We start from the raw sequence: 26509 nt of genomic DNA, 5'->3' as shown, positions 1-26509 counted from the left end.
TCGACAAGGCGACGGTCGCGAGTGTTTGGCCGCGATTCGGTGAAGGGCGCGCTCGCGCCGACACGGTGACGAACGCAAGTTCGATCGACGGCGTCTCAGCGTTCCGGCTCGTTTGTCGGCGTGCCGCTATCGAGTTCGAACTTCCTGCGATCCTTGCCGCGAATCCAGTGAGGTTCTCTTCCACGCCCGCTCCACGTTGCTCCGCTGACCGGATCGAAGTAGCGTGGACGAGCCTTGCGCTTCCGGATGTCCGGGAACAGTTCGTCCAGGGTGAATTGAAATTCCACGACCGCCTTCAGGATCTCCGCCAACACTTTCTTTCGACAGGAAAATTTATTCTCATTGACCTTTTCCTTTGGCGCGGATTTTCTCGCCGGGCAATCTGAAGGCTCGTTCATCTTGGTCTCGTGTGGCGAATTGATATTGAAATTGGGTATGGAGGAACGTCATGACCGGATCGGAAGTCGTCGAGCCGAATTCGACTATTCCTCGATTATCCGTACTGGCAGGTTTCGATACTTCAACGCTTGTCGAAAGTGTGATTCTATAAGTTCAAATATGTAATCTTGTGTTGATTTTTTATGAACTGGCGAACTTCCAGTGGGATGTGTGAAATTATATCGACGGATTGTTTGTGGCTGGTTCTTTAAATAAATATCTTTACATGATTTGCAGTTGTCGTTTTGTTTAATTGATTTATTTTCCAATCCTGAGTGTCGTGGATTTTCACGATATTGGTGCATAGACGAGTTGGGCGATGACCACGCCTGGAGGCGATGTATCGCGGGCGCGGGCGGAACGAGGAACAAATCGGGGCCGTTCCGGAGAACGAATGCCGCTCGGAACGAGGGGGGGCGGGCTGATCGTCACGCGGTGTATCGACGCGATGTCGACCGAATGACACGCGTAACACCGGGAGCGTCGTGTGCGAGTCGGCGCGCACGAGCGGCTCGTCTGGCGGCCGGTTACAGGCTGCGGAAGACGAGTGCGGATGCCGCGACAAGGGATGTCTGCAAGGCGTCGGTCGGTGCAAGCCACGCTCATGCGAGCGGGAGACGCGACGCAAGGGATCGCGATCGGCGTGACGGCGGCATACTGTGCGCCGGTCCGTTTCCGCCTCCGTCATGCAATGACGCCCCGAGCGGCAGTCGCAACTGCGACGCCCGGGGCGCTGTGTACCTACCGCTTACCACTGATAGGAGACGCCTCCACCGTAAGTACTGCCATTGCTGCTGATCCCGACACCGAGCTTTGCCTTCAGGTTGTCGCTGAAGCGGACGGACACGCCGATTGCCGACGCCGAGTACCCTTGGTAGCTGCCGCCACCGATCCCGACCGCGATCGTTTTGCCCGGGTCGACTTCCGGAATCATCGTCAACGCGGTTGCCGCGGCGACGCCTGAGTACGCACGACGGGCCACCTCGTTGACGGTGGATTGGACGCCCCACAGTTGATTCATGTTCGCGGCGTCCGTGCCGTCGATGCCAGGCGCCACGTTCGTCAGCCGACGTTCATTGCCCGGGGATCCGAAAGACACTGTGTTCGGCGCGGAGGCCACCGAGCCCGTGCCGATCGCAACGGAGTTCGGGGCGCTTGCCATGCTGCCCTGGCCTACCGCGGTCGTATTGGCTCCCGAAGCCGTCGATCCTTGCCCCAGTGCCGTCGAATTGTCGCCCGTTGCGGCTGCGGCTTGGCCGTCGGCCTTCGAGTTTTTCCCCGAAGCGATTGCCCCTTGGCCCACGGCGGTCGAGTTTTGTCCCGACGCCATTGCGTCTTTGCCCACTGCGGTCGAATTCGTGCCCGACGCGGTCGCACTATGGCCGACCGCCGTCGAATTCGCGGATGCCGACGATCCTGAACCGATTGCGGTGCTGCCGTCCGTCGTCTGCGTTTTGATCGAGATCAGCGGCGCGACCGCGGTCGAAAGGGACGACAGGCTGGCGTTGGTCGTCGAAAGGCCGGTCGACAGCGATGCGACGTTGCTGGTTGTCGAACTCAGTCCTGTCGACAACGACGTAATGCTGCTGCTCGTCGAACTGAGCCCGGTCGACAGCGAACTGATCGCGGTCGAGGTCGACGTGGACAGCGACGCCACGTTGCTGTTGGTCGAGCTCAGACCGGCGGACAGCGCGTCGACTGCCAGGTTCGTCGCGTTGAGCTGGCTGCCGTTGATCGCGTCCGTGCTGGTGGCATTGACCTGACCGGCAGCGACGTTCGTGATCTGGCGCTCATGACCCGGTGAACCGATACTCAGCACTCCGACCGGTTTGGTTCCGTAGACCGGATACGTGATGCCGCCGACCGTGACGGTCGACACGCCGACCGCGTTGCCCGTGACCGAGCCCGCGCCGAGCGCGATCGAGTTGGCGACGTTCGCGGTGGCGTTCGAGCCGAGGGCGAGCGCGTTGGCCGCGCTGGCCGTGGACTGGTTGCCCAGCGCAATCGTGTTGTCTGCGGTGGCCTGGTTCGACGTGCCGAGGGCGAGTGCGCTCGTGCCGGTTGCGGTGTTCGCGTTGCCGAGCGCCACTGCGCCGTTGCCGGTCGCCGTGTCGTTCGCACCCATCGCTACCGCGCCGTCGCCGCTCGCCGTGTTGCCGGAGCCGACCGAGACTGCCTTGCCGCTCGTTGCCGACGCATTCTGGCCGATGGCGACCGCGCCGTCCGCAGAAGCGTTGGCGCTGTCGCCGACGGCGACGCTGCTGATGCCCGTTGCGGAGGCGCCGACACCTGCGGCGAGTGCGTTGGGTGCCGTTGCGCCCTTGTTGTCGTAGTTGCCCTGCTGCGTGCCGTTGTCGTTGACGCTGTAGTAGTGCGTCTTCGCGGCATCGATCGCGGCCGACGTCGACGTCGACATCGATGTCAGCAAGCTGTTGGTGGAGCTCAGGCCGGTGGACAGCGACGAGACATTGCTGTTGGTCGAGCTCAGGCTGGTGGACAGCGACGAGACGTTGCTGTTGGTGGAGCTCAGACCGGTCGACAACGACGAGACGTTGCTGTTGGTTGAGCTCAGGCCGGAGGACAGCGACGAAACGTTGCTGTTAGTGGAGCTCAGACTGGTCGACAGCGACGAAACATTGCTGTTGGTGGAGCTCAGACCGGTCGACAGCGATGAAACATTGCTGTTCGTCGAGCTCAAACCGGTGGACAGCGACGAAACATTGCTGTTGGTCGAGCTCAGTCCGGTCGACAACGACGAGACGTTGCTGTTGGTGGAACTCAGGCCGGTCGACAGCGACGAGACGTTGCTGTTGGTTGAGCTCAGGCCGGTGGACAGCGACGAAACATTGCTGTTGGTCGAGCTCAGACCGGTCGACAACGACGAGACGTTGCTGTTGGTCGAGCTCAGTCCGGTCGACAACGACGAGACGTTGCTGTTGGTGGAACTCAGGCCGGTCGACAGCGACGAGACATTGCTGTTGGTGGAGCTCAGTCCGGTCGACAACGACGAGACGTTACTGTTGGTCGAGCTCAGACCGGTCGACAATGACGAGACATTGCTGTTGGTCGAGCTCAGGCCCGTCGACAGCGACGAGACGTTGCTGTTCGTGGAGCTCAGTCCGGAGGACAGCGACGAAACATTGCTGTTGGTCGAGCTCAGTCCGGAGGACAGCGACGAAACATTGCTGTTGGTCGAGCTCAGTCCGGAGGATAGCGACGAGACATTGCTGTTGGTCGAGCTCAGGCCGGTCGACAACGACGAGACGTTGCTGTTGGTGGAACTCAGTCCGGTCGACAGCGACGAGACATTGCTGTTGGTGGAGCTCAGGCCGGTCGACAACGACGAGACGTTGCTGTTGGTGGAACTCAGACCGGTCGACAGCGACGAGACGTTGCTGTTGGTAGAGCTCAGTCCGGAGGATAGCGACGAGACATTGCTGTTGGTCGAGCTCAGGCCGGTCGACAGTGACGAAACATTACTGTTGGTAGAGCTCAGACCGGTCGACAACGACGAGACGTTGCTGTTGGTGGAACTCAGACCGGTCGACAGCGACGAGACGTTGCTGTTGGTGGAGCTCAGTCCGGTCGACAGCGATGAAACATTGCTGTTGGTCGAGCTCAGGCCCGTCGACAGCGACGAGACGTTGCTGTTGGTCGAGCTCAGACTGGAGGACAGCGACGAAACGTTGCTGTTAGTGGAGCTCAGACCGGTCGACAGTGACGAAACATTACTGTTGGTCGAGCTCAGACCGGTCGATAGCGACGAAACATTGCTGTTGGTCGAGCTCAAACCGGTCGACAGTGACGAAACATTGCTGTTGGTCGAGCTCAGACCGGTCGACAGCGATGAGACGTTGCTGTTGGTGGAGCTCAGACCCGTCGACAATGACGAGACGTTGCTGTTGGTGGAGCTCAGACCCGTCGACAATGACGAGACGTTGCTGTTAGTCGAGCTCAGGCCGGTCGACAGCGACGAAACATTGCTGTTGGTGGAGATCAGGCTTGTCGACAGCGACGAGACGTTGCTGTTGGTGGAACTCAGGCCGGTCGACAGCGACGAAACATTGCTGTTGGTGGAGCTTAGCCCCGACGACAACGACGAGACATTGCTGTTAGTGGAGCTCAAACCGGTCGACAACGACGAGACGTTGCTGTTAGTCGAGCTCAGACCGGTCGATAGCGACGAGACATTGCTGTTGGTCGAGCTCAGACCGCTCGACAACGACGAGACGTTGCTGTTGATGGAACTAAGTCCGGTCGACAGCGACGAGACATTGCTGTTGGTGGAGTTCAGACCGGTGGACAGCGACGAAACATTGCTGCTGGTCGAGCTCAGGCCCGTCGACAACGACGAGACGTTACTATTGGCGGAGCTCAGACCGGAGGACAGCGAAGTAATTGAACTAGTTGTAGTGCTGGCAAGCGAGTAAAGTTGACTGCCGTTGATTGCGTCTGTACTTGTCGCTGTGATTCTCCCCGCGGCGACATTAGTAATCTGGCGCTCGGATCCGCCCTTACCGACACTGACGACGCTCGTCGGATTGGTGCCAGCGAAACCGCCATAGGTCGTGGATCCAATTGTTACGCTAGCGGTCGGATTTGTCGCGCCTGTAACCGATCCCGACCCAAGGGCAACATCGCCGGAATTAGCCGATGCCGAGGCATTGGTGCCGAGCGCTATGCCAGAGCTAACCGACGCCGTGGCATTGGCGCCGATCGCGATAGATGAACTCGGGCCAGCGCTCGCCCCATTCCCGATCTGAATACGCCCCGCATTTACCTGGAAAAGCGAATTGTTGCCGGTATCCCCGGTACTGTCGCCGATAATTGTATGGGTGAGTCCGTTTAAGTCGGTATACCCATAAAAGTAGTTTCGGATCGTCGTTCCGGTTCCGAATCCACTTAACAAAACGCCCTCGGGAAGGCCCTGGGTTTGGTTATCGCTGTTGGCGATGAGCTGGTAAGCCGCTATGTACGAATTGCTGTTGAAGCTGTTGGTTTGAATTAATCCTGAAATCACCGTCGGAATTTGCTGGGCAAATACGCTCGGGGAGAATGCGGAAAGAAGCAGTAGTGGGACGATGCCCAGTCTGCCGGCCCGAACCGCGTGATGAAATTCCCTGCTCAGCTGCGGTGCTTCCTTGGTCGAAGCGGTCTTGCCTCGCTGTTTTGCCCCTTCCGACACGACCACCCATCCGGATGAGACGTGGGACCATATGATCTTGTATATCTTGTTCATGTTAACGATGCGTTGAATATTGATTGTAAGAAATCGACAAATAAATCTCGTCGATGCAAAAAGCAATCAACTTCGGCGTATGCCGAAGTTGATTGTTCATCTCGCTATGGTTTGTATTGGCTGTCTCTGCGCTATGAAGGCGCTTCTGGCGGTGCCTTCACGTATTTTTATTAATATGGAGATTGGCAAGCCTTCTTCACTTCATTTGTAGCGAATCGCTTTCCAGTTCGAACATCCGGCGATCCTTGCCGCGAATCCAGTGTGGCTCTTTTCCTCTGCCGCTCCAGATTGCACCAGACTTGGGATCGAAATAGCGCGGTCGAACCTTGCGTTTTTCGCTGCGCGGGAACACCTCTTCCGGGACGAACTTGAACTCTTCAATAGCGATCATGATTTCCGACAATACTTTTTTACGACAGAGAAATCGCTCTTCGTTGATCTGCGCCTCGAGCGAGGCCTTTCTGTTCAAGAAATTGGAGAATTCAGTCATTTTGACCTCACTCGGCAACTTAACGTAACGAGCATCGTTGCGCTTCCGATGGGGCGGGCTTGGCAACTTTGTATTCGATGTTCGTGATATATCTTGTCTGGGCTATTAACCTGTCGCTTCTGGGTTGTGCTGCACGTTGAAAGTATAGCGACGGTCTGGTGTGTTTTTTTTGGCTTATGTTTTTGATATTTACATTGTTGACCATTCTCCGTTTTATTAATGTATTAAATTGACTTTGGCGAGGATTCCGCACGCCCAGCGCGGCGACGGCGAGCAGGACGAGCGAGGCGCATGCCGACGAGCACAATCCACACGCGCTCTCCGAAACGCAGGCGCCGCGGCTGCACGTCGGCCAACTTCAAACCGTCGAAAGACCACACGAATTTCTCCATATGGCCAATGAGGCGCAATTCGATCGTGCGCGTCGGCGCACGGCCAACGGGGTCCGGAAATGCACCCCGTAAATCCGCGTGCGTCAGCACGGGCCGACCGTTGCCGCGTAAGCCGTGCCAGTGGATCGACGCCGGTTCGTTCGTCCGGCTGGCGACGCGCAGCGCGACGGTGCCGCCTTCGCGCCCACGCACGAGCGGTCCCGGCAGCGTGCCGTTCACAGTCGTCGCCGTGCGCGAGCGCCCATACGTCTGGCCGCCACAGGCCGAACCCGCCTGCGAGGCAGACGGCGCCAATGCGGGTGACGAGGTGCGTCTGCCGAAATCTGGATGCATGACCTGAATGAAGTCCGGTTGTCCTGGCGCGCGATCACCGACGGCTGATTTCCCGAGAACGCCGCCCGTCGAGCTTGGGACGAGATTAGCGACGAAGCGACATCAGCTAAATTGCTGCCAGATGACAATCCGTTCATGTTCGTTGTCTGGAAAATTGCCGTCTTTGGCGCTATCTTTTCGATGTGCAGCGCCCGCGCCGCATAAATATCGGTCAACCCCACCCGGGCCCGCCTCGAGACCATGCGCATCCTGATTGTCGAAGACGAAGAAAAAATGCGGTCGTACTTGCACAAGGGCCTGACGGAGGCGAGCTACGGCGTCGCCACGGCGAGCAACGGCGAGGACGGACTGTTCATGGCATTGAGCGAGGATTTCGATCTGGTGATCCTCGACGTGATGTTGCCCGTCGTCGACGGTTTCGAAGTGTTGCGCCGATTGCGGAAACAGAAACACACGCCAGTGCTGCTGCTCACCGCGCGCGACACGATCACCGACAAGGTGGAGGGGCTCGAGCTCGGCGCGGACGATTACCTGCCGAAGCCTTTCGACTACGCCGAACTGCTCGCGCGCATTCGTTCGCTATTGCGCCGGACGCGCCGGGACAATCGCACCGTGTTGAAGATCTCGAATCTCGAGGTCGACATCATCAAGCGACGTGTAACGCGTGGCGGCGCACGCATCGAATTGACCGCACAGGAATTTGCGCTGTTGCAGTTGCTGGTCGAACGCGCGGGCGAGATCCTGACGCGCGCGTTCATCACGTCGCAGGTATGGGACATGAATTTCGACAGCGACACGAACGTCGTCGACGTCGCGATCCGCCGGCTGCGTCTGAAGATCGACGATCAGGACCCGAAGCTGCTGCACACGGTGCGTGGCATGGGCTACGTGCTGGAAGATCGCTCCTCATGACGCGCTCGCAGTCCTATTCGCTGCTCGGTCGGCTGACCATGGCGTTCGCGCTGGCTGGCGTCGTCGTGCTGTTCCTGATCGGCACGTTTCTGTACCAGGCGCTGTCCACGCAGCTCCGACAACGCGACGACGGCGAGATTTCCGACAAACTGAAGCAGATCGGACAAATCTTGCACGAGTCCCGGACGCTCGATGGCGTCCGGCAGGCTGGGCCGTTGTTTCACGAAGCGTTGCAGGCGCATTCGGGCTTGTTCGTCGCCGTGTTCGGCGTCAACGGCGAGTCGGTCATCCAGCATTCGGAGGCGGCGGGCGTCGCGCTGGACGCGCGCATCGCCAGCGAGCATGAACCCAACCGGGCGTACGCGTGTGCGCCGCCCGGCATCGGTCCGGCCGAATGCATGCATGGCCCGGTGCTGCTGGCGGACGGCAATACCGTGACGGTCGCGATCGTGCGAAGCGCGGGCGACCGGACCTCACTCATGCATGCCTATTTGATCCATGTCGTGGTTGCGGCCGCAGTCGGTGCGCTGTCGATCGCCGCGCTCGGTTATGCGATCATGCGCAGCGGGCTGCATCCGGTCCGCGAAATCGGCCGGCACGCGACGCGCATCGAGGCGAGCCGACTCGACGAACGGCTGAGCATGGACCATGCCCCGGAGGAGCTCGCCGAAATTACCCGATCGATCAACCGAATGCTGGATCGCCTGCAGCTTGCATTCGATCAATTGTCGCGTTTCTCGTCGGATGTCGCGCATGACATGCGCACGCCGCTCGCGAACATCATCGGCGCATCGCAAGTGATTTTGTCACGCGAACGGGAACGTGCCGAATACGAAACGCTGATCGAATCCAATCTGGAGGAGTGCAAACGGCTCAAGAGAATGCTCGACAACATGCTGTTTCTCGCGCGCTCCGATCATGCGACGCAGCATGTCACGCTCGAACGCTTCGATGTCGGCGAGGCGCTCGCGAAGATCGTCATGTACTACAACGAGGTCGCGAGCGACCGGAATATCCGGATCGCTTTCGATGGCGCCGGTACCGTCGTCGCGGATGAAATGCTGTTCCAGCGCGCGGTCGCGAACTTGCTGTCGAATGCGATCGAGCACGCGCGGCCCGGTACGATCGTTCGTATCGCCATTGCCCGGCAGGGAGGATCGATGTCGATCGGTGTCCGAAACGAGGGAGAGGATATTCCGGCCGAACATGCGGCCCGCCTGTTCGAGCGCTTCTATCGAGCCGATCCGTCGCGCTACGGCTCGTCGAAGAATTCCGGTCTCGGTCTGGCCATCGTCAAATCGATCATGGAACTGCATCGTGGCACGGTCGGTGTCGTCAGCGCCGACGGAGAGACCGTCTTCACGCTCACATTCCCGACGCCGAATTGAAGCTATTAAGTTCGCGTGTTCGCGACTGTTAAATTTGGTTGGCACCGCCACGCGGAGGCGATTTTTGCACTAATGTCGATGCTCGGTTCGATGGTCGGAAAGGTCATTCATATCGGAGGAGCGGTGGGCAATCACGACATCAAGGGCAAGGTCGTCCTGATCGCAGGCGGCGCAAAGAATCTCGGCGGTCTGATCGCGCGAGACCTGGCGAGCCATGGCGCGAAGGCGATAGCGATTCACTACAACAGCGCGAGTTCGAAGGCGGAAGCCGACGCGACGGTCGCGGCTATCGAGGCGGCAGGGTGCGAAGCAGCCGCTTTCCACGCGGATCTGACGAGCGCGGGTGCGATGGAAGCGCTGTTTCTGGACACGATCGCGACGTTCGGGCGTCCGGACGTCGCGATCAATACGGTCGGCAAGGTGTTGAAAAAGCCGTTCACGGAGATCAGCGAGGCCGAGTATGACGAAATGGCCGCAGTGAACTCGAAGTCCGCGTTCTTTTTCCTGCGCGAGGCGGGCAGACACGTCAACGACAATGGCAAGATCGTCACGCTGGTCACTTCTCTGCTCGGCGCGTTCACGCCGTTCTACGCGGCCTACGCGGGAACCAAGGCGCCAGTCGAGCACTTCACGCGTGCGGCGGCGAAGGAGTTCGGCGCGCGCGGCATCTCCGTGACGGCGGTCGGGCCGGGCCCGATGGACACACCATTCTTCTATCCGGCCGAAGGGGCCGACGCGGTCGCCTATCACAAGACTGCCGCCGCGCTGTCGCCGTTCAGCAGGACGGGCCTCACCGACATCGAGGATGTCGTGCCGTTCATCCGTCATCTCGTGACCGACGGCTGGTGGATTACCGGTCAGACGATTCTGATCAACGGTGGTTATACGACGAAGTAGCGCACGTCGGGAAGGCGATTCATATCCATTTCCCACAGCTGGCGGCGATCGTGGCGTGGTCAAAGCGGAATTGCCAAGCCACGGCTGGATCGGCATTGCCGCTGCGGGATGCGCTTTACCGGAATCGCAGCACGTCAGATGTTTCGCATGACAGAGCAATCATGATGCATCGAACCGAAATGAGGCGCTGCGCATTGAGCGAACGTTCCGCTGCCGGCGGCGCGTGAGAAGGAAGGTCGGCCGGTGGGGCGTCGCCGGTCCGATGGACGGGCTACAGCGGAATAATGCCGTATGCAACAAACGTCAATTCGCGCGCCATATGCAGTACAGCTTATATGCTTCGTCGAGCGTATTGGCCCATGCCAGGATCGCCGTTTCCACGTCGTCCGTGGCCGGCTGCGGCGTGAGCGGACACATCGTCCACGAATGATGACGCCGGTACGAGTCGATCGAGTACGGTAGCCAGGTCCGATCCGAGCGTGCCTCGATCGTATAGGCGATGGTGGGCGTCACGACCCGCCAGATCGAGACGATTTCCGCAGAGGCGGTACGAGGCGGCACGACGCTCATGTTGCGGGCGGGCGCGGTTATCCGGATCTGACGAGACGGCCGCGTCCGCCTCTGCTCTTCCTGGGACGAACCTGACGATCGCTGCTCCGGCAGCGCGGGAAGGGAATCACTCAAAATTCAGGATATATGTCACCGAGGTATTGAAGGTCCCCGCAACTACCGGAAGCGACGTAGCAACATATCCGGCAAAGTATACGAGGGTAGCGGAGCCGTCCACGATGTTGAACGACTGCGAGTTTTGCGCACCGCGGGCGCCTGCAAGATTGATCTTCGAGAAATCGCTGTTCATGATCGACAGCTGGACATTCTTCGCCGTTCCCGTGTTGATGAGCTGACCCGTGTTCTGATCGACGGTCGGACCCGGTTCGAAATAGACCGATACGCGTCCGGATGGCGGCGTGCAATCGCTCAACGTGATCTTGTACGGGCGCGTCATGGTGGGCGGATCGCCGACATAGCGAAATGATGCAACCGGGAGCGTACCCACCTTGACGTCGAAGGAGGAATTTTCGGCTTCCGCGCCATTGATCTTGCAAGTCGCTCCTTCAACCTGCCCTTGAAAGTTCACCAGTCCATCTTCCGCGCGCGCTGCGGGCAGCAAGTGGAAAGCGGTGGGGATGGCGACCGCGAACGGCACGACGAACAGCAAGCGACGCATCGATATTCTCCCCATATGAAATCGAATGACTCTGCGGCAGCGACGGATGTTCATGATCATTGATAGGACAACGTATAAGTCATGATTCCGTTCGCGGTCCCCGGAACGACCCTGGCTTCGGTCTGAACGTAGCGTGCGCGCAATTTGACGTCGACCCGTCCGATATCCGATTGGCGCCCAAGACTTGCGACGAGTTGCTGATTGATCGCGCCGGATTCCGGGCCGAATGCGATCGGGGAGGAGATCCCGGTTGCGCCGTCGGGCAGGATCTGGATTCCGATGCCGCGCGCGGTCGAATCGCGGGTGAGCGGCAGGGTGTTGCCGGTGTTGGCGGGATTCGCGTTGTCGGTAAACGTCATGTAGACATTGCGCGTGACGCCGGTGCAATCGATGGGAATCGAGAAATTCACCGGATCGCTCGTCGTGCCGGGGCCTTTGAATTTCCGCTGCGGCACGCTGCCCAACGGTACTCGAATCGACGATGACATGACTTTGCACGACGCATATTGAACGACGATGTTGCCGGAAAGATTGAATCGCCTGAATACGACCCCGCCGGCAGCAACCTCTCCAATTTGAGCACTGAAAACTGTTCCAGGCTGAATTTCGCCCGTTTTGATAATTTCCAGCGTGAATGTTCCACCGTAGGCGATCCATGTAAATGGTCCAAGAAAATTCCACGGATCAGACGTTAGCGTGGCGCCTTTATCCAAATCCTCGTAATACGTTTGCCCACGGGAATTTCCATTTGCCCATGCCGGGCCGTCGACGACTGTTTTGATTCTGATGCCGATTCCGGGGGCATTTGTCTGATAAATATAGTTGCCAAGGCTCGTGAGATTTCCGCTGTGGTTGACGGTCATCGGTACTTGAGGTGCACTGCATTGAACGACGTTCGACCATCTCGTCGGAAGAAAGACCGTGATCGTGTCGAGAACGGTGCCGACAGTGGCGTTACGATCCGGGTTGATCGTCTTCCCCGGGAAATTTATTACATTCGTACTGAATCCGGGCAGACCCCAGCAGAATGCTGCGTTTGCGATGGATGGCGACCACAGTACCGCTACCAGAGGTATCAAACAAAAATAATTGATCAAACGCTTCATTGCTTACCTCGCCATCCGTGTTCATGAAATATATTTCGGTCTCTGGTGTGTTCTTCGTGACTGGACGCGCACGTTGCGTAACGTGCTATTTGTTGGAAGCGTCGGGTGAACCGACGATATGCGCCGCCTCGGTCACGTGTTCCGTCCTGGATGCTTTCGCCGTGCAAATCGAGTCGAGCGACGTGTAGACCAACTGCTTGCGGTCTCGCGGCGGCAGGCTGTAGGAAAATTCGCATGTCTCGTCCGGCGCGTTGCCCCACTTCACGGTGAGCCGGCCGTTGTCGGTCGCACCTTGCAAGAAGAACTTTCCGCCTTGGCCGATGATTCCGATGTCGCTGCCTTTTTCGTCCTGTACCGCCGCACCGAACGGCGGCGACTTCCCATTCGGCAGGTGGACCGTGACCAACGCCGTGCGGCCGCTCACCGTCTTGAAGTGCAGCATCACGACCGAGTTCGCTCTCGGCGCGATCTGTTGAGCGGTCGTATCCAGCTGGACGTCCAGCGGCAAGCCGCGTGGATCGAGTGAAACGGTATTCAGGCTGTACGGCGTGAGGAAAGGCACGATTGCGTATCCGTGCCCGTCGACCGCCACGCCGGGCGCATTCTCGACGCGCGCGCCGGCGGCATCCGGCGCGTCGACCACGCCTACGGTGTCGCCCATGCTCGGCGCCAGCGTCACACCGCCCGGGTGCGCCACCACGGCGCCGGACAGGGTCGCCGTTGCCCGGCTATACCCGTTGCCGCGGCTGATGCTGCCGCCGATCGTCGTGTACGGGCTCGCATATTGCGCATTCGCGTCGGCGCTCGATCCGGGGCGGGCGCGCGTCGCGGTCAGCCCGTAGCTGAACTCGTTGTAGTCGCCCGCGCTGCCGTTGTACATGGCCTGCAGCGTCGAGCCCGCGTCATCGTCGCGCGTGAAGGTCGTGGTGAGGGTCGACGTATGCCCGTTACCGCCGAGCGGCACGGAAATGCTCGCGAAAATCTGGTTGCTCATGGCCGACGTCGTGCCCACCCGCTGCCGCGATACCGACACGGAGTAGCCGATGCTGCGGAACGAATTGCTATAGCCGGCGTTGTAGAACGTATCGTTGCCGCCACGCCCCCAATAATCCACGCGGTTGCCCGACATGAAGACGGTCCCCCAGCGTTGTCCGAACGATTGCGACAGCGATACCTGCAACCGCGAACGAGGCCGACCGGCCCACTGTATGTCGTTGCCGCGTTCGATCGCCTGTCGCGCAAGCATCGCGTCGCGGAACGTCCAGAATCCGCTGGACGAGTATCGAGATGCGGATGCGTTGACGAGCGTTTGAGTGACCGGCACGGACTTGCTGAAACTCACGCGGAAACTTTGTCCGCTGCTGTTGTTTGCCGGGCCGATCTCGGCGTGTGCATGGGTGACGTCGAAGGCGACCGCGCCGAAATCCGTGTTGACGGCCACGCCCACGAGCGCCGAGTAATAATTCTGCGCGACAATCGCGCCCGTATATCCCGTCAGCAGATTGGTGAACCCGCGCTGGACGGTCGACTGCAGCACCTTCACCTTCGATGTGATTTGCTGGTCGCGCAACTCGCCCGCGGAGGCCGTGACGCGATAGATTCCCGGACGCAGCAACTGCACGACCGACGCGTACGGCACGGCGAAACTTCGCTGGCTTCCGTCCGCCTCGGTGATCGTCACCAGCAGATTGCCGCCGTATCCCGTCGCATAGAGATCCTTGATCTCGAACGTACCGGGCGTCACGATCGTTTCGTAAAGCTTGATGCCGTTCTGCGTGACGGTCACACGGGCATTGGAGTTCGCGACGCCGCGAATGATCGGCGCATAGCCGCGCATCGATTCCGGCAGCATCTGATCGTCGGTGGCCAGTTGAATGCCGCGCACACCGAAACTGTCGAAGAACTGCCCGTCGGTATACGTGTCGCCGATCTTCACCTGGCTCCGCAGGGACGGCACGTCGTGCTGCAGGTACGTGACGATGCTTTGATACTCGCGCGTTCGCCCCGTCGACCACGACATCGAGCCGTTGTGCCTGACGTGCCAGCTGCCGATGTTGATTCCCGCGTTCAGTCCGAGGTAGCCCTGGGAGTCGGGCGACTCGCCTCCTGTCGAACGCGAACCCGTGAAGTTGTAGGCCAGTGTCGCCGACGGCACGCCGGCATCCCAAAGCTCCGGACTCACGTAGCCGTGCGGGTTCTGCTTCACCGCGATTTGCGGAACGGTGAGATCCAGCCTCAGGTCGGATGGGTCGAAATCGACGCTGGCGTCGCCCACCATGGATCTCAGGTCCAGGCATTCGTCGACGTTCGCGGAGGCGAATCGCGTGCGGTTCTCCGGCGACAGCACGTCGAAATTCAGGCCGATGCGCTCGCCGAGCTTGCGGTCGAAGCACAGTGCGGCGTTCGCGCCATTGCGAGCACCGAACTTCACCGCCTGACGGCCCACCCAGTTCCCGTTCACGATCACGTCGACCACATATTGACCGGGGACCACCGGATTGCCTTTCTCGAACCGGCTCACGTCGATCGAGCGTCCGTCCGGCCCCAGCAGGAACTGGCTGTCGAACTGGACGTCCTTCGTCGTCGTGTCGCCATTCGCACGAACCGGCTGCATCACGCTGGCTGCGCATAGCGTGAGCAACGCCACCAACGGTCTCGTGACGATGCGTTTGCTTCCGGAGTCGAGCGAATACGAATACATGATGATGGGAGAACTTGAATGACCCGCGAACATGATCGGGAGAGCGGCTTGGGGCGCCGCATGCGTCGTCGCTCGAGCAGCGAGCGACGGAGGGCACGACGCGCGTCGCTACTTGCTCTTTGGGAATGTCGCGTTGATTTCCGCGCCGTAGTCGTTGATATAGCGATACTTGACTTCGAACGGCCCGGCGGCGGGCGTGACGGCGGACTTCTTCAGGAGGAACGTCGTGTTCCCTCCTGGGTCGACCATGCCGCCCACGCTGTCCGAATACGACTTGCCGTCGATTCCGGCGTCGATGTTCACGATCGTCACGTGATAGGCAGAGGGATTGTCGACCCGCACTTTCATTTCGCCGCCTTCCGGCACGGGCGTCCATGTCAGCTGAGTGGCGGCTGCGTCGGGGTTATCCGGCAGCGCCTTTGGCCTGAAAAATATCTTGATGCGGTAGCGGAATGCCAATTGCATCAGGTTCTCGTTTTCCGTCGACACCTGCGCCTTGGGTGGAACTTCGAGTACGTTCAGCCAGAAGACGGACTCCTTGTCCTGCGGCAGCGGCTCTCCGGTGTAAATGAGGCGGAGCGTCTGACCTTTCCTGGGTTCCATGCGGAACAGCGGCGGCATCAACGTGAACGGCAGCTGGACGGCCCCAGGTTGCGCTTTGGGATCGCCTTTATCGAGCCACGTCTGCACCAGTGCGGGCGACGATCCTTCGTTGCTGAGCTTGATGGAGACCTCGCGCTCTCCGGCGGGGTAGATCACCCGTGTGCCCATGATCACGACACTGCCGTACGCCGTCGAAACGCACGTCAGCAACACCGCGACGGCGGAACGCGCTGCTGTCTTCCATGGGAACATGTCTGAGAATCCGATTCTGATGATTAGGAATGCGAAGGCCCCCTGACAAGGGGGCGGGGTTCATGCCGATGTGTTTCGATCAGCTGAAGTTCAGCGTGTACATGACTTGGGCTTGCACCGGGCCGGGCGTTGCCGCTCCGCCCGTTGCCACATACTGTGCGTAGAACTTCAGCGTGGCCGTCCCGTCCGCGCCGATCGCCACGACGTCGGCACCCTGAGTGCTAGGATCATTACCCAACGTGATCGGCTGGAACCCGCTGTTCAGCAAGCCCACTTCGACGTTGGTGGCATACGCTTTGCCGTTGGTAGCCGTGCCGGTATTGTTCTTGAGCCGACCGGTGTTGAAGTCGACCTGCGGGCCGGGTTCGAAGTAGACCGTCACGTTGCCCGATGCGGGCGTGCAATTGGTCAGCGCAATGGTCCACGGCGTACGCTCGGCGGTATCGCCATCCTTCTTGAGCGCCGACGTCGGCACCGATTTGAGCGTGACGGTGAAGTCGCTCTTGCCGGTGTTGTTGCCATTGATCGTGCAGGTCTGCGAGACGACTTCGCCGTTGAAATTGACCGTGCCGTCCGCCGCATGCGAAATGCCCGGCATGGCGATGGCCAATGCCACCGCACTCACCGATAACGGTCCAAGGATTTTTTTGCTCATCTGGAACTCCTTCGCTGGTTGAGGCACTGCGCCTCTGATTAGTATGCCGAGCCTGCCCACGCCAATAACGAGTCGAATATGCCGGATAAGTGGAGTTGCCTCGTCGAGTACGAGGTGATTTCGGGCGACCACGCATACGGCCAGGAAATCTTCCGTGCCGATTCCCCGTTTGCTGGATTCAATGGTCCCGTTCGGTCGCTATTGGCGTGAACAGGCTCGGATCTCGCAGAGTCACGTCAGCTGCTCAATTTGCTTCGTCGGAAGCAGATTGTTTTTTGGAAGAAAGCTGATCGGTGACAACGCACCAGCATTCTATCCAGTCTGATTTTTGCGAATACTTCTCGTGACAAAGATTGACAGAGTTATTTATGATTTATCGATTAACTGGCTAATATGGGTATTTAAAAAATATTAACCAGGGCGCTTCCCGTATTCCGCAGGCCACGAAAATCGACGCCGGCTCGAGTTATAGCGGTGACGATACCCTGGCCCTGATCCGAGAAATAGCCGGGTTCAAAAGTGGAGAAATCCGGCGCGATGTGTCCAGGCGGGACGAAGGCCATGCCACGAAGAGGAGCAAGTCTACGAAAGAGCAGATCGCATTCGCACTGACGCTAGCCGAGCTGGGTACGACGATCGAGGAGATCTGCCGCAAGCTCGGAACAAGCGACGCGACTTTCGACGACTGGAAGAAGAAATTCGGAGGGCTGGGACAGACGACGGGCGCTACTCAACCCAGCCGGAAATTTTGCTTCCGACCGGGACCGAATCTGGTTCAGAGTCGAACGCCGAGCATTTGGGGTCGGATATCGACAATCGCCAAATCCGGAAACGAAAAACGCTGCTGAAGGCAACCGTCAGCAGCGTTACACGAGGAGCGCAAAGACCGCGCAGAATACCCGCTTGCGTCAGACCGTTTCCGGTTGCCGCACGGCCTTCGCGACATTGCGCGCCGGTGCGCCGTTCGCGACGAAGTACGGCACGTCGACACGGGCGAGCGGCGTGCGGCGGCGGATCTTGTCGGCGATCTTCTCGGCGATCATGATCGTCGGCGCGTTCAGGTTGCCGGTCGTGATGATCGGCATGATCGACGCATCGACCACGCGCAGCCCGTCGAGCCCGTGCACGCGGCCTTCTTCGTCGACCACCGCCATGTCGTCGTAACCCATCTTGCACGAGCACGACGGATGGAACGCGGTTTCCGCGCGAGCGCGCACGAATGCGTCGAGCTCCTTGTCGGTCTTGCAGTCGGCGCCCGGATTCAGTTCGCGGCCGCGATAGCGATCGAGCGCCGGCTGCCGCATGATCTCGCGCGTCGCGCGAATCGCATCGCGGAACTCGCGCCAGTCGAGCGCTTCGGCCATGTAGTTGAACAGGATGCTCGGATGATCGTTCGGATCGCGCGAGCGCAGCTTCACGCGGCCGCGGCTCGGCGAGCGCATCGAGCCGACGTGCGCCTGGAAGCCGTGCATCTCGATCGCGTTCGAGCCGTTGTAGTTGATCGCCACCGGCAGGAAGTGATACTGGATGTTCGGCCACAGATCGTCGTCGCGCGTGCGGATGAAGCCGCCGGCCTCGAAGTGGTTGCTCGCGCCGAGGCCCGTGCCGTTCAGCATCCATTCGAGGCCGATCTTCGGCTGGTTCCACCACTTGAGCGCCGGATACAGCGACACCGGCTCCTTGCACTCGTACTGGATGTACATCTCCAGGTGGTCCTGCAGATTCTGGCCGACGCCGGGCAGGTCGAGCACGACGGGAATGTCGAGTTCCTTCAGCCATGCGCCGGGGCCGACGCCCGAGCGTTGCAGCAGTTGCGGCGACGCGATCGCGCCGCTGCACACGAGCACTTCGCGGCGGGCGTGCGCGGTCGCGCGTTCGCTGCCGCGCAGGTACGTGACGCCCGACGCGCGCTTGCCGTCGAACAGGATGCGGTCGGCGAGCGCGTGCGTGACGATCTCGAGATTCGGCCGCACCTTCGCCTGATCGAGGTAGCCGCGCGCGGTGCTCGCGCGGCGGCCCTTCGGCGTGACGGTGCGGTCCATCGGGCCGAAGCCTTCCTGCTGATACCCGTTCAGGTCGTCGGTGCGCGGATAGCCGGCCTGCACGCCCGCGTCGACCATTGCCTCGAACAGCGGGTTCACGCCCGGCTTGCTGGTGGTGACCGACACGGGGCCGCTGCCGCCGTGATAGTCGTTCGGACCGATGTCGCGCGTCTCGGCTTTCTTGAAGTACGGCAGGCAGTCGAGATACGTCCAGTTCTCGAGGCCCTTGTGCGTCGACCAATTGTCGTAGTCGAGCGCGTTGCCGCGGATGTAGCACATCCCGTTGATCAGCGACGAGCCGCCGAGCCCCTTGCCGCGGCCGCACTCCATCCGGCGGTTGTCCATGTGCGGCTCGGGGTCGGTCTCGTACGCCCAGTTGTAGCGGCGGCCCTGCAGCGGGTAGGCGAGCGCCGCCGGCATCTGCGTGCGGAAGTCGAAGCGGTAGTCGGGGCCGCCCGCTTCGAGCAGCAGCACCGTGACGTCCGGATCTTCCGTCAGCCGCGTGGCGAGCACGTTGCCCGCGGAACCCGCGCCGCAGATGATGTAGTCGTATTCGCGTGTCGTCATGACGGATCTCCTTTTCAGAACACCGGGTTGTAGCGGCCGAGCTCGACCTGCACCGACTTGATTCGAGTGTAGTGCTCGAGCGTCGTGATGCCGTTCTCGCGTCCGACACCGGATTGCTTGTATCCGCCAACCGGCATTTCGGCCGGCGATTCGCCCCAGGTATTGATCCAGCAGATGCCGGCTTCGAGGCGATGGATCGTACGGTGCGCGCGCGACAGGTTCTCGGTCACGACGCCGGCCGCGAGGCCGTAGTGCGTGTCGTTCGCGCGCGCGATCACTTCGTCCTCCGATTCGAAATCGAGGATGCTCATCACCGGCCCGAAGATTTCCTCGCGCACGATCTTCATGTCGTCGCGGCAATCGCCGAACACGGTCGGCGCGACGTACTGGCCGCTGCCGAAGTGGCCGTCGGTCAGGCGCGTGCCGCCCGCGAGCAGCTTCGCGCCTTCGGCCTTGCCGCTTTCGATGAAGCCGAGCACCTTGTCGAGCTGCGCGGCCGACACGAGCGGGCCGAAGTTGGTGTCGGCATCGGTCGGCTTGCCGACGCGGATGCGCTTCACGCGTTCGAGCACCTTCGTCGTGAAGGCGTCCTTGATCGAGCGGTGCACGAACACGCGCGTCCCGTTGGTGCAGACCTGGCCCGAGCTGAAGAAGTTGGCGGTCACCGCGATGTCGGCCGCGCGGTCGAGGTCCGCATCGTCGAACACGATCAGCGGCGACTTGCCGCCGAGCTCCATCGTCACTTCCTTCAGCGACGATGCGCCGGCGAGCGACATCACCTTCTTGCCGGTTTCGACGCCGCCGGTGAACGACACCTTCGCGATGTCCGGGTGGCCGGTGAGCAACGCGCCGACCGAGCCGTCGCCCTGCACGACGTTGAACACGCCGGCCGGCACGCCGGCTTCCGTATAGATTTCCGCGAGTTTCAGCGCGGTCAACGGCGTGACTTCGCTCGGCTTGAATACCATCGCGTTGCCGGCCGCGAGCGCGGGCGCGGTCTTCCAGCAGGCGATCTGGATCGGGTAGTTCCATGCGCCGATGCCCGCGCACACGCCGAGCGGCTCGCGGCGCGTATAGACGAACGATTCGGCGCGCAGCGGCACCTGCAGCCCTTCGATCGCGGTCGCGAGGCCCGCGTAGTACTCGATCACGTCCGCGCCGGTGACGATGTCGACCGCGAGCGTCTCGCCGATCGGCTTGCCGGTGTCGCGCGTCTCGATGGCCGCGAGTGCGTCGTTGCGCTCGCGCAGCAGGTCGACCGCGCGGCGCAGGATGCGCGAGCGCTGCATCGCGGTCATCGCCGCCCATTCGCGCTGGCCTTCCTGCGCGGACGCGACCGCGCGATCGACGTCGGCCGCGCTCGCCTGCTGCACCTGCGCGAGCAGCTCGCCGGTGGCCGGATCGAAGGTGTCGAAAGTCTTGCCGCTCGTGGCGTCGACGTAACCGCCGCCGATGTAGAGGCGCTGCAAACCGTATACGGACATGAGGATCTCCTTGAGGGCGACTGCGTGACGCGTCAGTCGGACGCGAGCAGCAGGTCGATGTAATCGTGGGCGAGCTTCAACGCGGCTCGGGTGTCGATCGGGCCGCCGGCGAGCGCGCCGCGCAGCCACAGGCCGTCGATCAGCGCGGCGAGGCCGCTGGCGGCTTCGCGCGCCTGGGTGCGCGGCAACGCCTTCGCGAACTCGGCGCACAGGTTCGAATGGAGGCGCCGCGTGTTCACGTGCTGCAGGCGCTTGAGCATCGGGTCGTGCATGCTCTGCGACCAGAACGCGAGCCACGTCTTCATCACGGGCGCGCTGACCTGCGTGTCGTCGAAGTTCGCGGCGACGATTGCGCGCAGCCGCGAACGCGGATCCTTGCGCGCGGCGACGCGGCGGCGCGTGGTGGCCGACCACAGGTCGCGCAGCACGTGCCGCATCGTCGCTTCGAGCAGGCCGTCCTTGTCGCCGAAGTAATGGCTGACGATGCCCGTCGAGATGTTCGCGCGTTGCGCGACCGATGCGAGCGTCGTGCCGGGCAGGCCCGCTTCGTCGATCGAGCGCAACGTGGCGTCGATCAACTGTGCGCGGCGGATTTCCCGCATTCCGACTTTCGGCATCGTGACTCCCTTCGCCCGGGTGGGCCGTCCATGGAAGTCGGCAGCTTAGCGGTTTTTTATTGAACGATCAATCAACAAAAAATCGGGGGCGAACGGAGGGACGTGTTCCAAACGGGAGGATTCGTCACGCCTGGAGCCCATGTGCAGGTGCGGAAAAACGAGCTGAAAGAAGGTTAACTAAGTTTGAATATGTTTAAAACGGTTCACGAAAATTCGACGTAATCGGAAGCACCGTTTCCCTGCCTGATTCCATTACGAAACGAAAGAATGTCGAAATCTGCAACATTATTCACGATGTGAAATCGTCAAACCGGATCGTGAAGGCGGCTGGCTTTCAAAAATCCGTTTCAATCGACCGAATGATATTGATTAAACCATTGAATATAAAAGAGAAGTTTGTGCTTTCGAGCTTCAAAAAGGGTGGCTCGCAAACGATTGCCAGCATCTCTTCCTGAATTCCTCATACCACGGAAATAGATAAATGAATTTGAATCCGACGTATTTCCGGTTCGAGTAGAGGGTATTTTTGGAACGACTTGAGTAAGTAATATCGACCGTATTAGTATGGCGCCGCACCACGAGGAATGAATGGCGCCGCGGGCAATTGCCGCGGTGCGTCGGCAATGAGCGCGTCGAACGACCGCGCGCGGGGTCGGCGTCAGCCATTGCGCACTTGCAGCATGCCGCGACGTCGAGACGCCGCATCCACCGGAGAACGACGATGCCGACCGAAAAACACGTGGTCCCGCTACCGAATGGCCTGAAGGTCTACGTCGAACGGAACGTGTTCGACCCGGCCTTCGACACGGCGATGCTCGTCAACGGCGCGCTCGCGACGACCGCGTCGTTCGGCCAGACCGTCCAGTATCTCGGCGAGCGGATGAACACGATCTGCTTCGACCTGCCGTATGCGGGGCAGTCGCGCCAGCACAATCCCGGCTGCTCCATCCTGACCAAGGACGACGAAGCCGCGATCCTCCAGTACTTGGTCGAGCGCTTCGCGCCGGCGTTCCTCGTGTCGGTGTCGTGGGGCGGCGTCGCGTCGCTGTTCGCGCTCGCGCGCGGCTGCCCGAGCGTGCGGCGCGCGGCGATTTGCTCGTTCTCGCCGTTCCTGAACGATGCGATGGTCGACTACGTGACGCGTGCGCGCGACCACATCGCGGCCGGCGAGAACCTGAAGGCCGCGCAGTTGCTGAACGACACAGTCGGCCGCTATCTGCCGCGCATCATGAAGCTGTACAACTACCGGTATCTCACGCGCCTGCCGCGCGACGAGCAGGACCAGGTCGCGTTCCACGTCGATCAGATCCTGTCGTTGCAGCCCGAGCGCTACTTCAGCGAGTTCTCGAACATCGGCTGCGAGCTGCTGTTCCTGAACGGCGAGCGCGACGAATACACGACGCCGGCTGACGTGCGTCAGCTCGGCGCGCATGTGGCGCGCGCGCGGTTCGCGACGGTGCCGGACGCCGGCCATTTCCTCGACATCGAAGGCCGGGCGCAGCGCGAATGCACCCGTGCCGCGCTGCTCGAATTTTTCTGTGGCGACGCGCCCGCCGCGAACGGCATCGCACGGGCTGCCGCGCACGCGTGCGTGCCCGCGCCGATGCCTGCGCTGTCGTCGTGACGTCGTCCGTCGTGCATCGGGCTCGTCCCGCGCATCCGAATTCCCATCCCAACGAGGCAGGCCAGCCGTGAATATCGTTCAGACCATCGCCATCGTCGTTCCGTGGGCCGCGTGGCTCGCGTACTGGATCGCCACGTCGCAGGGCGTCAAGGCGACCGTGCGCAAGGAAGCGTCGCGCTCGCGCACGCTGCAGTCGATTCCGCTGATCGTCGGCGGCGCGCTGATCATCCTGCCCGATCCGTCGTGGCAGGCGCTCGCGCCCGACTGGCACCGCTTCGGGCTGCAGGCGCAGTGCGGGCTCGCGGTGCTGGTGGCCGGCCTGTTGTTCTCGGTGTGGGCGCGGCTGCATCTGGGCACGAACTGGAGCGTATCGGTCACGCTGAAGGAAGATCACGAGCTCGTGCGAACGGGGCCGTATGCGCTCGTGCGTCACCCGATCTACACCGGCTGCCTGATCGCGCTGGTCGGCGCCGCGCTGATCGGCGGCGAATGGCGCGGCGCGATCGGCGTGCTGCTCGTGTTCGCGTCCCTTGCGTACAAGGTGCGCGTCGAAGAAAGCTGGCTGACCGGATATTTCGGGCCGGCCTACGTGCAGTATCGCCGCGAAGTGGCGGCGCTGATCCCCGGCTTTTACTGATCTCCGCGAGGCGCGCGATGGCGAAGATGATCGTGACCGCGATCGGTTCGGCGGGCGACGTGCATCCGATGCTCGGCATCGCGCGCACGCTCGCGGCGCGCGGTCACGAGGTCGTGTTCTGTACGCATGCGCCGTTCGAGGCGGCCGTGCGCCGCTGCGGGTTCGCGTTCGTGCCGGTCGGCACCGCGGCCGACTACGACGCGGCGATGGCGAACCCGGCGCTGTGGGATCCGCGCACGTCGTTCCGTACGCTGTGGCAGGTGATCGCGCCGACGCTGCGCCCGCATTACGACGCCCTGCGCGCGCTGACCGATGCCGACACGGTGCTGGTCGGCACGCTGTGGGCATTTTCCGCGCGCTTCATGCAGGAACTGCACGGCACGCCGTACGTGTCGGTGCAGGTGTCGCCGTCGACGCTGCTGTCCGCGCATGCGCCGCCGACCCACCCGCGCCTGACGATTCCCGCACGCTGGCCGTTGCCGGTGAAGTCGGCGCTGATGACGCTGATCGAGCGGCAGGTGCTCGACCGCGTGTGCGGCCCGGCGCTCGACGCGGTGCGCGGCGAGCTCGGGCTTGCGCCCGCGCGGCGCGTGCTCGGCCGCTGGCTGCATTCGACCGACGGCGTGCTGTGCCTGTTTCCCCGCTGGTTCGCGCCGCCGCAGCCGGACTGGCCGTCGAACCATCTGCAAAGCGGTTTTCCGTTGTTCAACGACATCGCCGCCGCCGACGACGATGCGGCGCTCGATGCGTTTCTCGCGGCCGGCGAGCCGCCGGTCGTGTTCACGGCCGGTTCGACGCTCGTCGATCACGCGGCGTATGCGCGCGCGGCGGCGGACGCGCTGAGCGCGACCGGCGCGCGCGGGATCCTGCTGACGCCGCACGACGATGCGGCGCAGACCGGCGACCGGCTGCTCGTGCGCCGTTTCGTGCCGATGCGCGCGCTGCTGCCGCGTTGCCGCGCGCTCGTGCATCACGGCGGGATCGGCACGGCGGCGCTCGCGTGCGAAGCCGGCATCGTGCAGGTCGTCACGCCGTTCGCGCACGACCAGTTCGACAACGCGCAACGCGTCGTCGCGAACGGCTGCGGCGTGCGGGTCGACGGCCCGCTCGACGGCGCGCGGCTCGGCGCGGCGCTCGCGCGCGTGCTCGAAGAACCCGCGTTCGCGGTACACGCCGAGCGTACGCGCGCGCTGCTCGCAGCCGCGCCGGACGGCTGCGGCGCGGCCGCCGATTTCGTCGAACGGTTCGTGCCCGGGCGCGGGCGGCTGGCCGCGCGGGCCGATGTCGCGGTGGCCGGCGCATGAGCGCCGCGTCGCCGCTTCGCGACGGGCCCGTCGCGCCGTCCGCGTTCGACGGGCCGGCGCCCGTGCCGGCCGCGCAGCCGGTGCGCGGCATCCGGCTCGCGCTGCTGACGTTCGCGCTGTCGCTCGCGACCTTCATCGAGGTGCTCGACTCGACCGTGACGAACGTCGCGGTGCCGGCGATTTCCGGCAGTCTCGGCGTATCGAACAGTCAGGGCACGTGGGTGATCAGCTCGTATTCGGTCGCGGCCGCGATCGCGGTGCCGCTGACCGGCTGGCTCGCACGGCGCGTCGGCGAACTGCGGCTGTTCGTCGGCGCGGTGTTGCTGTTTACGCTGACGTCGCTGCTGTGCGGGCTCGCGCGAGACCTGCACGTGCTCGTGATCTGCCGCGCGCTGCAGGGATTGTGTTCCGGGCCGATGGTGCCGCTGTCGCAGACGATCCTGCTGCGCACGTTCCCGCCGGACAAGCGCACGATCGCGCTCGCGCTGTGGGCGATGACCGTGCTGCTCGCGCCGATCTTCGGGCCGGTGGTCGGCGGCTGGATCGTCGACAACTTCTCGTGGCCGTGGATCTTCCTGATCAATTTGCCGATCGGGCTGTTCTCCTTCGCGGTGTGCACCGCGATGCTGCACCCCGACGCGCAGCGCGGCGCGGCCGGCCCGATCGACGTGCCGGGCATCGTGCTGCTCGTGATCGGCGTCGGCTCGCTGCAGGCGATGCTCGATCTCGGTCACGACCGCGGCTGGTTCGATTCGCCGCTGATCGTCACGCTCGCGGCGGTCGCGGCGCTCGCGATCGTGTTGCTGCTGATCTGGGAGGCGGGCGAAGCGCATCCCGTGGTCGATCTGAGCCTGTTTCGCGACCGCACGTTCTCGTTCTGCGTGCTGATCATCTCGCTCGGGATGATGAGCTTCTCCGTGGTCGGCGTCGTGTTTCCGCTGTGGATGCAGGCCGTGATGGGCTACAACGCGTTCCACGCGGGGCTCGCGACCGCGTCGCTCGGCGTGCTCGCGCTGGTGTTCTCGATCCTCGTCGGGCTGCATGCGCACCGCTTCGACGCGCGCGTGCTCGCGACGTTCGGTTTCCTCGTCTTCGCGGCCGTGCTCGCATGGGACGCGCACTTCACGCTGAAGATGACGTTCGCGCAGATCGCCGCGCCGGGGCTGATCCAGGGGATCGGGCTGCCGTGCTTCTTCATTCCGCTGACTGCCGCCACGCTGTCGCGCATTCCGGACGACCGGCTCGCCGCCGCATCGAGCCTGTCGAATTTCCTGCGCACGCTGTCGGCTGCATTCGGCACCGCGATGAGCGTGACGCTGTGGGACAACCGCGCGACCTATCACTACGACGTCGTGTCGCAATCGGTCACGCACGCGTCGACGAACACGCAACGCTTCGTGCATGCGTTGAACGCGATGGGCGTGGACGGCGTGCGCGAGCTGACGACGCTGCATCAGGTCGTGATGCAGCAGGCGTACATGATGGCGACCAACGACATGTTCTGGATGGCGAGCATGACGTGCGTCGTGCTTGCCGCGATGATGTGGCTGACGCGACCCAGGCGCGGCGCGGCAGCATCGTTCGGGCATTGAGGAGCGGA

Annotated in this window: 19 protein-coding genes and 3 pseudogenes; 8 read left to right on the top strand and 14 right to left on the bottom strand. The window is 62.1% G+C overall.

The window, feature by feature from the left end; genetic code table 11:
• Positions 1 to 95: 95 nt before the first annotated feature.
• The 5 genes and pseudogenes from WS95_RS32975 to WS95_RS36015 form a co-directional block, all read right to left on the bottom strand.
• Positions 96 to 398, bottom strand: coding sequence for an H-NS histone family protein (locus WS95_RS32975; protein ID WP_082720335.1), 303 nt, complete (start codon positions 396 to 398; stop codon positions 96 to 98).
• A gap of 788 nt (positions 399 to 1186) precedes the next feature.
• Positions 1187 to 5209, bottom strand: a pseudogene (locus WS95_RS32970) (YadA family autotransporter adhesin); the annotation flags it as partial.
• Positions 5210 to 5620: 411 nt separating this feature from the next.
• Positions 5621 to 5677: pseudogene (locus WS95_RS36095) on the bottom strand (ESPR-type extended signal peptide-containing protein); the annotation flags it as partial.
• Between the two features lie 196 nt (positions 5678 to 5873).
• Positions 5874 to 6167, bottom strand: a complete 294-nt coding sequence (locus WS95_RS09000; RefSeq protein ID WP_059823354.1) for an H-NS histone family protein — start codon at positions 6165 to 6167, stop codon at positions 5874 to 5876.
• 224 nt (positions 6168 to 6391) lie between these two features.
• Positions 6392 to 6892, bottom strand: coding sequence for a multicopper oxidase domain-containing protein (locus WS95_RS36015; protein WP_082725064.1), 501 nt, complete (start codon positions 6890 to 6892; stop codon positions 6392 to 6394).
• Between the two features lie 240 nt (positions 6893 to 7132).
• Between WS95_RS36015 and WS95_RS08995 the strand changes: the two genes are divergently transcribed.
• The 3 genes from WS95_RS08995 to WS95_RS08985 all read left to right on the top strand — a co-directional run bounded on the left by WS95_RS08995 (position 7133) and on the right by WS95_RS08985 (position 10089).
• On the top strand, positions 7133 to 7804 hold the full coding sequence (locus WS95_RS08995) for a heavy metal response regulator transcription factor (protein ID WP_059780822.1): 672 nt from the start codon (positions 7133 to 7135) through the stop codon (positions 7802 to 7804).
• Positions 7801 to 9192, top strand: coding sequence for a heavy metal sensor histidine kinase (locus tag WS95_RS08990; protein WP_059823352.1), 1392 nt, complete (start codon positions 7801 to 7803; stop codon positions 9190 to 9192). Before WS95_RS08995 ends, WS95_RS08990 begins: the two co-directional genes overlap by 4 nt.
• Before the next feature lie 123 nt (positions 9193 to 9315).
• Positions 9316 to 10089 (top strand): SDR family oxidoreductase, encoded by a 774-nt coding sequence (locus WS95_RS08985; protein ID WP_059823563.1) that lies wholly within the window; start codon positions 9316 to 9318, stop codon positions 10087 to 10089.
• 303 nt (positions 10090 to 10392) lie between these two features.
• On the opposite strand, the gene WS95_RS08980 is transcribed toward WS95_RS08985, so the two are convergent.
• The 6 genes from WS95_RS08980 to WS95_RS08955 all read right to left on the bottom strand — a co-directional run bounded on the left by WS95_RS08980 (position 10393) and on the right by WS95_RS08955 (position 16634).
• Positions 10393 to 10659 (bottom strand): hypothetical protein, encoded by a 267-nt coding sequence (locus WS95_RS08980; RefSeq protein WP_155294360.1) that lies wholly within the window; start codon positions 10657 to 10659, stop codon positions 10393 to 10395.
• Positions 10660 to 10765: 106 nt separating this feature from the next.
• A complete protein-coding gene (locus WS95_RS08975; protein WP_059823351.1) occupies positions 10766 to 11317 on the bottom strand; it encodes a fimbrial protein in 552 nt (183 codons plus the stop codon).
• 56 nt (positions 11318 to 11373) lie between these two features.
• A complete protein-coding gene (locus tag WS95_RS32960) occupies positions 11374 to 12423 on the bottom strand; it encodes a fimbrial protein (protein ID WP_082746873.1) in 1050 nt (349 codons plus the stop codon).
• Positions 12424 to 12508: 85 nt separating this feature from the next.
• Complete coding sequence (locus tag WS95_RS08965; RefSeq protein WP_159086664.1) at positions 12509 to 15070, bottom strand: fimbria/pilus outer membrane usher protein; 2562 nt, start codon at positions 15068 to 15070, stop codon at positions 12509 to 12511.
• A 162-nt stretch (positions 15071 to 15232) separates the two neighbouring features.
• Entirely contained in the window at positions 15233 to 15979 is a 747-nt protein-coding gene (locus WS95_RS08960) for a fimbria/pilus periplasmic chaperone (RefSeq protein WP_063890154.1), read from the bottom strand.
• Positions 15980 to 16058: 79 nt separating this feature from the next.
• Positions 16059 to 16634 (bottom strand): fimbrial protein, encoded by a 576-nt coding sequence (locus WS95_RS08955; RefSeq protein ID WP_034204244.1) that lies wholly within the window; start codon positions 16632 to 16634, stop codon positions 16059 to 16061.
• A gap of 539 nt (positions 16635 to 17173) precedes the next feature.
• On the opposite strand from WS95_RS08955, the pseudogene WS95_RS35655 reads away from it, so the two are divergent.
• Positions 17174 to 17353, top strand: a pseudogene (locus WS95_RS35655) (transposase); the annotation flags it as partial.
• Positions 17354 to 17542: 189 nt separating this feature from the next.
• On the opposite strand, the gene betA reads toward WS95_RS35655, so the two are convergent.
• Genes betA through betI form a run of 3 tightly spaced genes read right to left on the bottom strand, consistent with a single transcriptional unit; the run spans position 17543 to position 21344 of the window.
• Positions 17543 to 19243, bottom strand: coding sequence for a choline dehydrogenase (gene betA / locus WS95_RS08950; protein ID WP_059780828.1), 1701 nt, complete (start codon positions 19241 to 19243; stop codon positions 17543 to 17545).
• A 14-nt stretch (positions 19244 to 19257) separates the two neighbouring features.
• A complete protein-coding gene (gene betB / locus WS95_RS08945) occupies positions 19258 to 20727 on the bottom strand; it encodes a betaine-aldehyde dehydrogenase (RefSeq protein ID WP_034204246.1) in 1470 nt (489 codons plus the stop codon).
• A 32-nt stretch (positions 20728 to 20759) separates the two neighbouring features.
• Positions 20760 to 21344 (bottom strand): transcriptional regulator BetI, encoded by a 585-nt coding sequence (gene betI / locus WS95_RS08940; protein ID WP_021160333.1) that lies wholly within the window; start codon positions 21342 to 21344, stop codon positions 20760 to 20762.
• A gap of 721 nt (positions 21345 to 22065) precedes the next feature.
• Here betI and WS95_RS08935 point away from each other — a divergent pair.
• From WS95_RS08935 to WS95_RS08920, 4 genes are all read left to right on the top strand, one after another.
• A complete protein-coding gene (locus WS95_RS08935; protein ID WP_059823347.1) occupies positions 22066 to 22968 on the top strand; it encodes an alpha/beta fold hydrolase in 903 nt (300 codons plus the stop codon).
• A 67-nt stretch (positions 22969 to 23035) separates the two neighbouring features.
• Positions 23036 to 23605 (top strand): methyltransferase family protein, encoded by a 570-nt coding sequence (locus tag WS95_RS08930; protein ID WP_034204248.1) that lies wholly within the window; start codon positions 23036 to 23038, stop codon positions 23603 to 23605.
• A 17-nt stretch (positions 23606 to 23622) separates the two neighbouring features.
• The gene (locus WS95_RS08925) at positions 23623 to 24909 is read left to right on the top strand and encodes a glycosyltransferase (protein ID WP_034204249.1); all 1287 of its coding nucleotides are present in this window, start codon (positions 23623 to 23625) and stop codon (positions 24907 to 24909) included.
• Entirely contained in the window at positions 24906 to 26501 is a 1596-nt protein-coding gene (locus WS95_RS08920; RefSeq protein ID WP_059823346.1) for a DHA2 family efflux MFS transporter permease subunit, read from the top strand. Before WS95_RS08925 ends, WS95_RS08920 begins: the two co-directional genes overlap by 4 nt.
• The last annotated feature ends 8 nt before the right edge of the window (positions 26502 to 26509 follow it).

It is taken from the genome of Burkholderia sp. MSMB1826 (genome assembly GCF_001526325.1).
GTDB lineage: Bacteria > Pseudomonadota > Gammaproteobacteria > Burkholderiales > Burkholderiaceae > Burkholderia.
Note: the sequence above shows the minus strand (reverse complement) of the source record. Positions and strands in the feature narration are given on the sequence as shown.

Coding starts and splice junctions, on each gene's coding strand:
- WS95_RS08920 (WP_059823346.1), top strand. CDS start 24,906: ATGAGCGCCGCGTCGCCGCTTCGCGACGGGCCCGTCGCGCCGTCCGCG.
- WS95_RS08955 (WP_034204244.1), bottom strand. CDS start 16,634: ATGAGCAAAAAAATCCTTGGACCGTTATCGGTGAGTGCGGTGGCATTG.
- WS95_RS09000 (WP_059823354.1), bottom strand. CDS start 6,167: ATGACTGAATTCTCCAATTTCTTGAACAGAAAGGCCTCGCTCGAGGCG.
- WS95_RS08980 (WP_155294360.1), bottom strand. CDS start 10,659: ATGAGCGTCGTGCCGCCTCGTACCGCCTCTGCGGAAATCGTCTCGATC.
- WS95_RS36015 (WP_082725064.1), bottom strand. CDS start 6,892: ATGCATCCAGATTTCGGCAGACGCACCTCGTCACCCGCATTGGCGCCG.
- WS95_RS08935 (WP_059823347.1), top strand. CDS start 22,066: ATGCCGACCGAAAAACACGTGGTCCCGCTACCGAATGGCCTGAAGGTC.
- betA (WP_059780828.1), bottom strand. CDS start 19,243: ATGACGACACGCGAATACGACTACATCATCTGCGGCGCGGGTTCCGCG.
- betI (WP_021160333.1), bottom strand. CDS start 21,344: ATGCCGAAAGTCGGAATGCGGGAAATCCGCCGCGCACAGTTGATCGAC.
- WS95_RS08925 (WP_034204249.1), top strand. CDS start 23,623: ATGGCGAAGATGATCGTGACCGCGATCGGTTCGGCGGGCGACGTGCAT.
- WS95_RS32960 (WP_082746873.1), bottom strand. CDS start 12,423: ATGAAGCGTTTGATCAATTATTTTTGTTTGATACCTCTGGTAGCGGTA.
- WS95_RS08995 (WP_059780822.1), top strand. CDS start 7,133: ATGCGCATCCTGATTGTCGAAGACGAAGAAAAAATGCGGTCGTACTTG.
- WS95_RS08990 (WP_059823352.1), top strand. CDS start 7,801: ATGACGCGCTCGCAGTCCTATTCGCTGCTCGGTCGGCTGACCATGGCG.
- WS95_RS08975 (WP_059823351.1), bottom strand. CDS start 11,317: ATGCGTCGCTTGCTGTTCGTCGTGCCGTTCGCGGTCGCCATCCCCACC.
- WS95_RS32975 (WP_082720335.1), bottom strand. CDS start 398: ATGAACGAGCCTTCAGATTGCCCGGCGAGAAAATCCGCGCCAAAGGAA.
- betB (WP_034204246.1), bottom strand. CDS start 20,727: ATGTCCGTATACGGTTTGCAGCGCCTCTACATCGGCGGCGGTTACGTC.
- WS95_RS08960 (WP_063890154.1), bottom strand. CDS start 15,979: ATGTTCCCATGGAAGACAGCAGCGCGTTCCGCCGTCGCGGTGTTGCTG.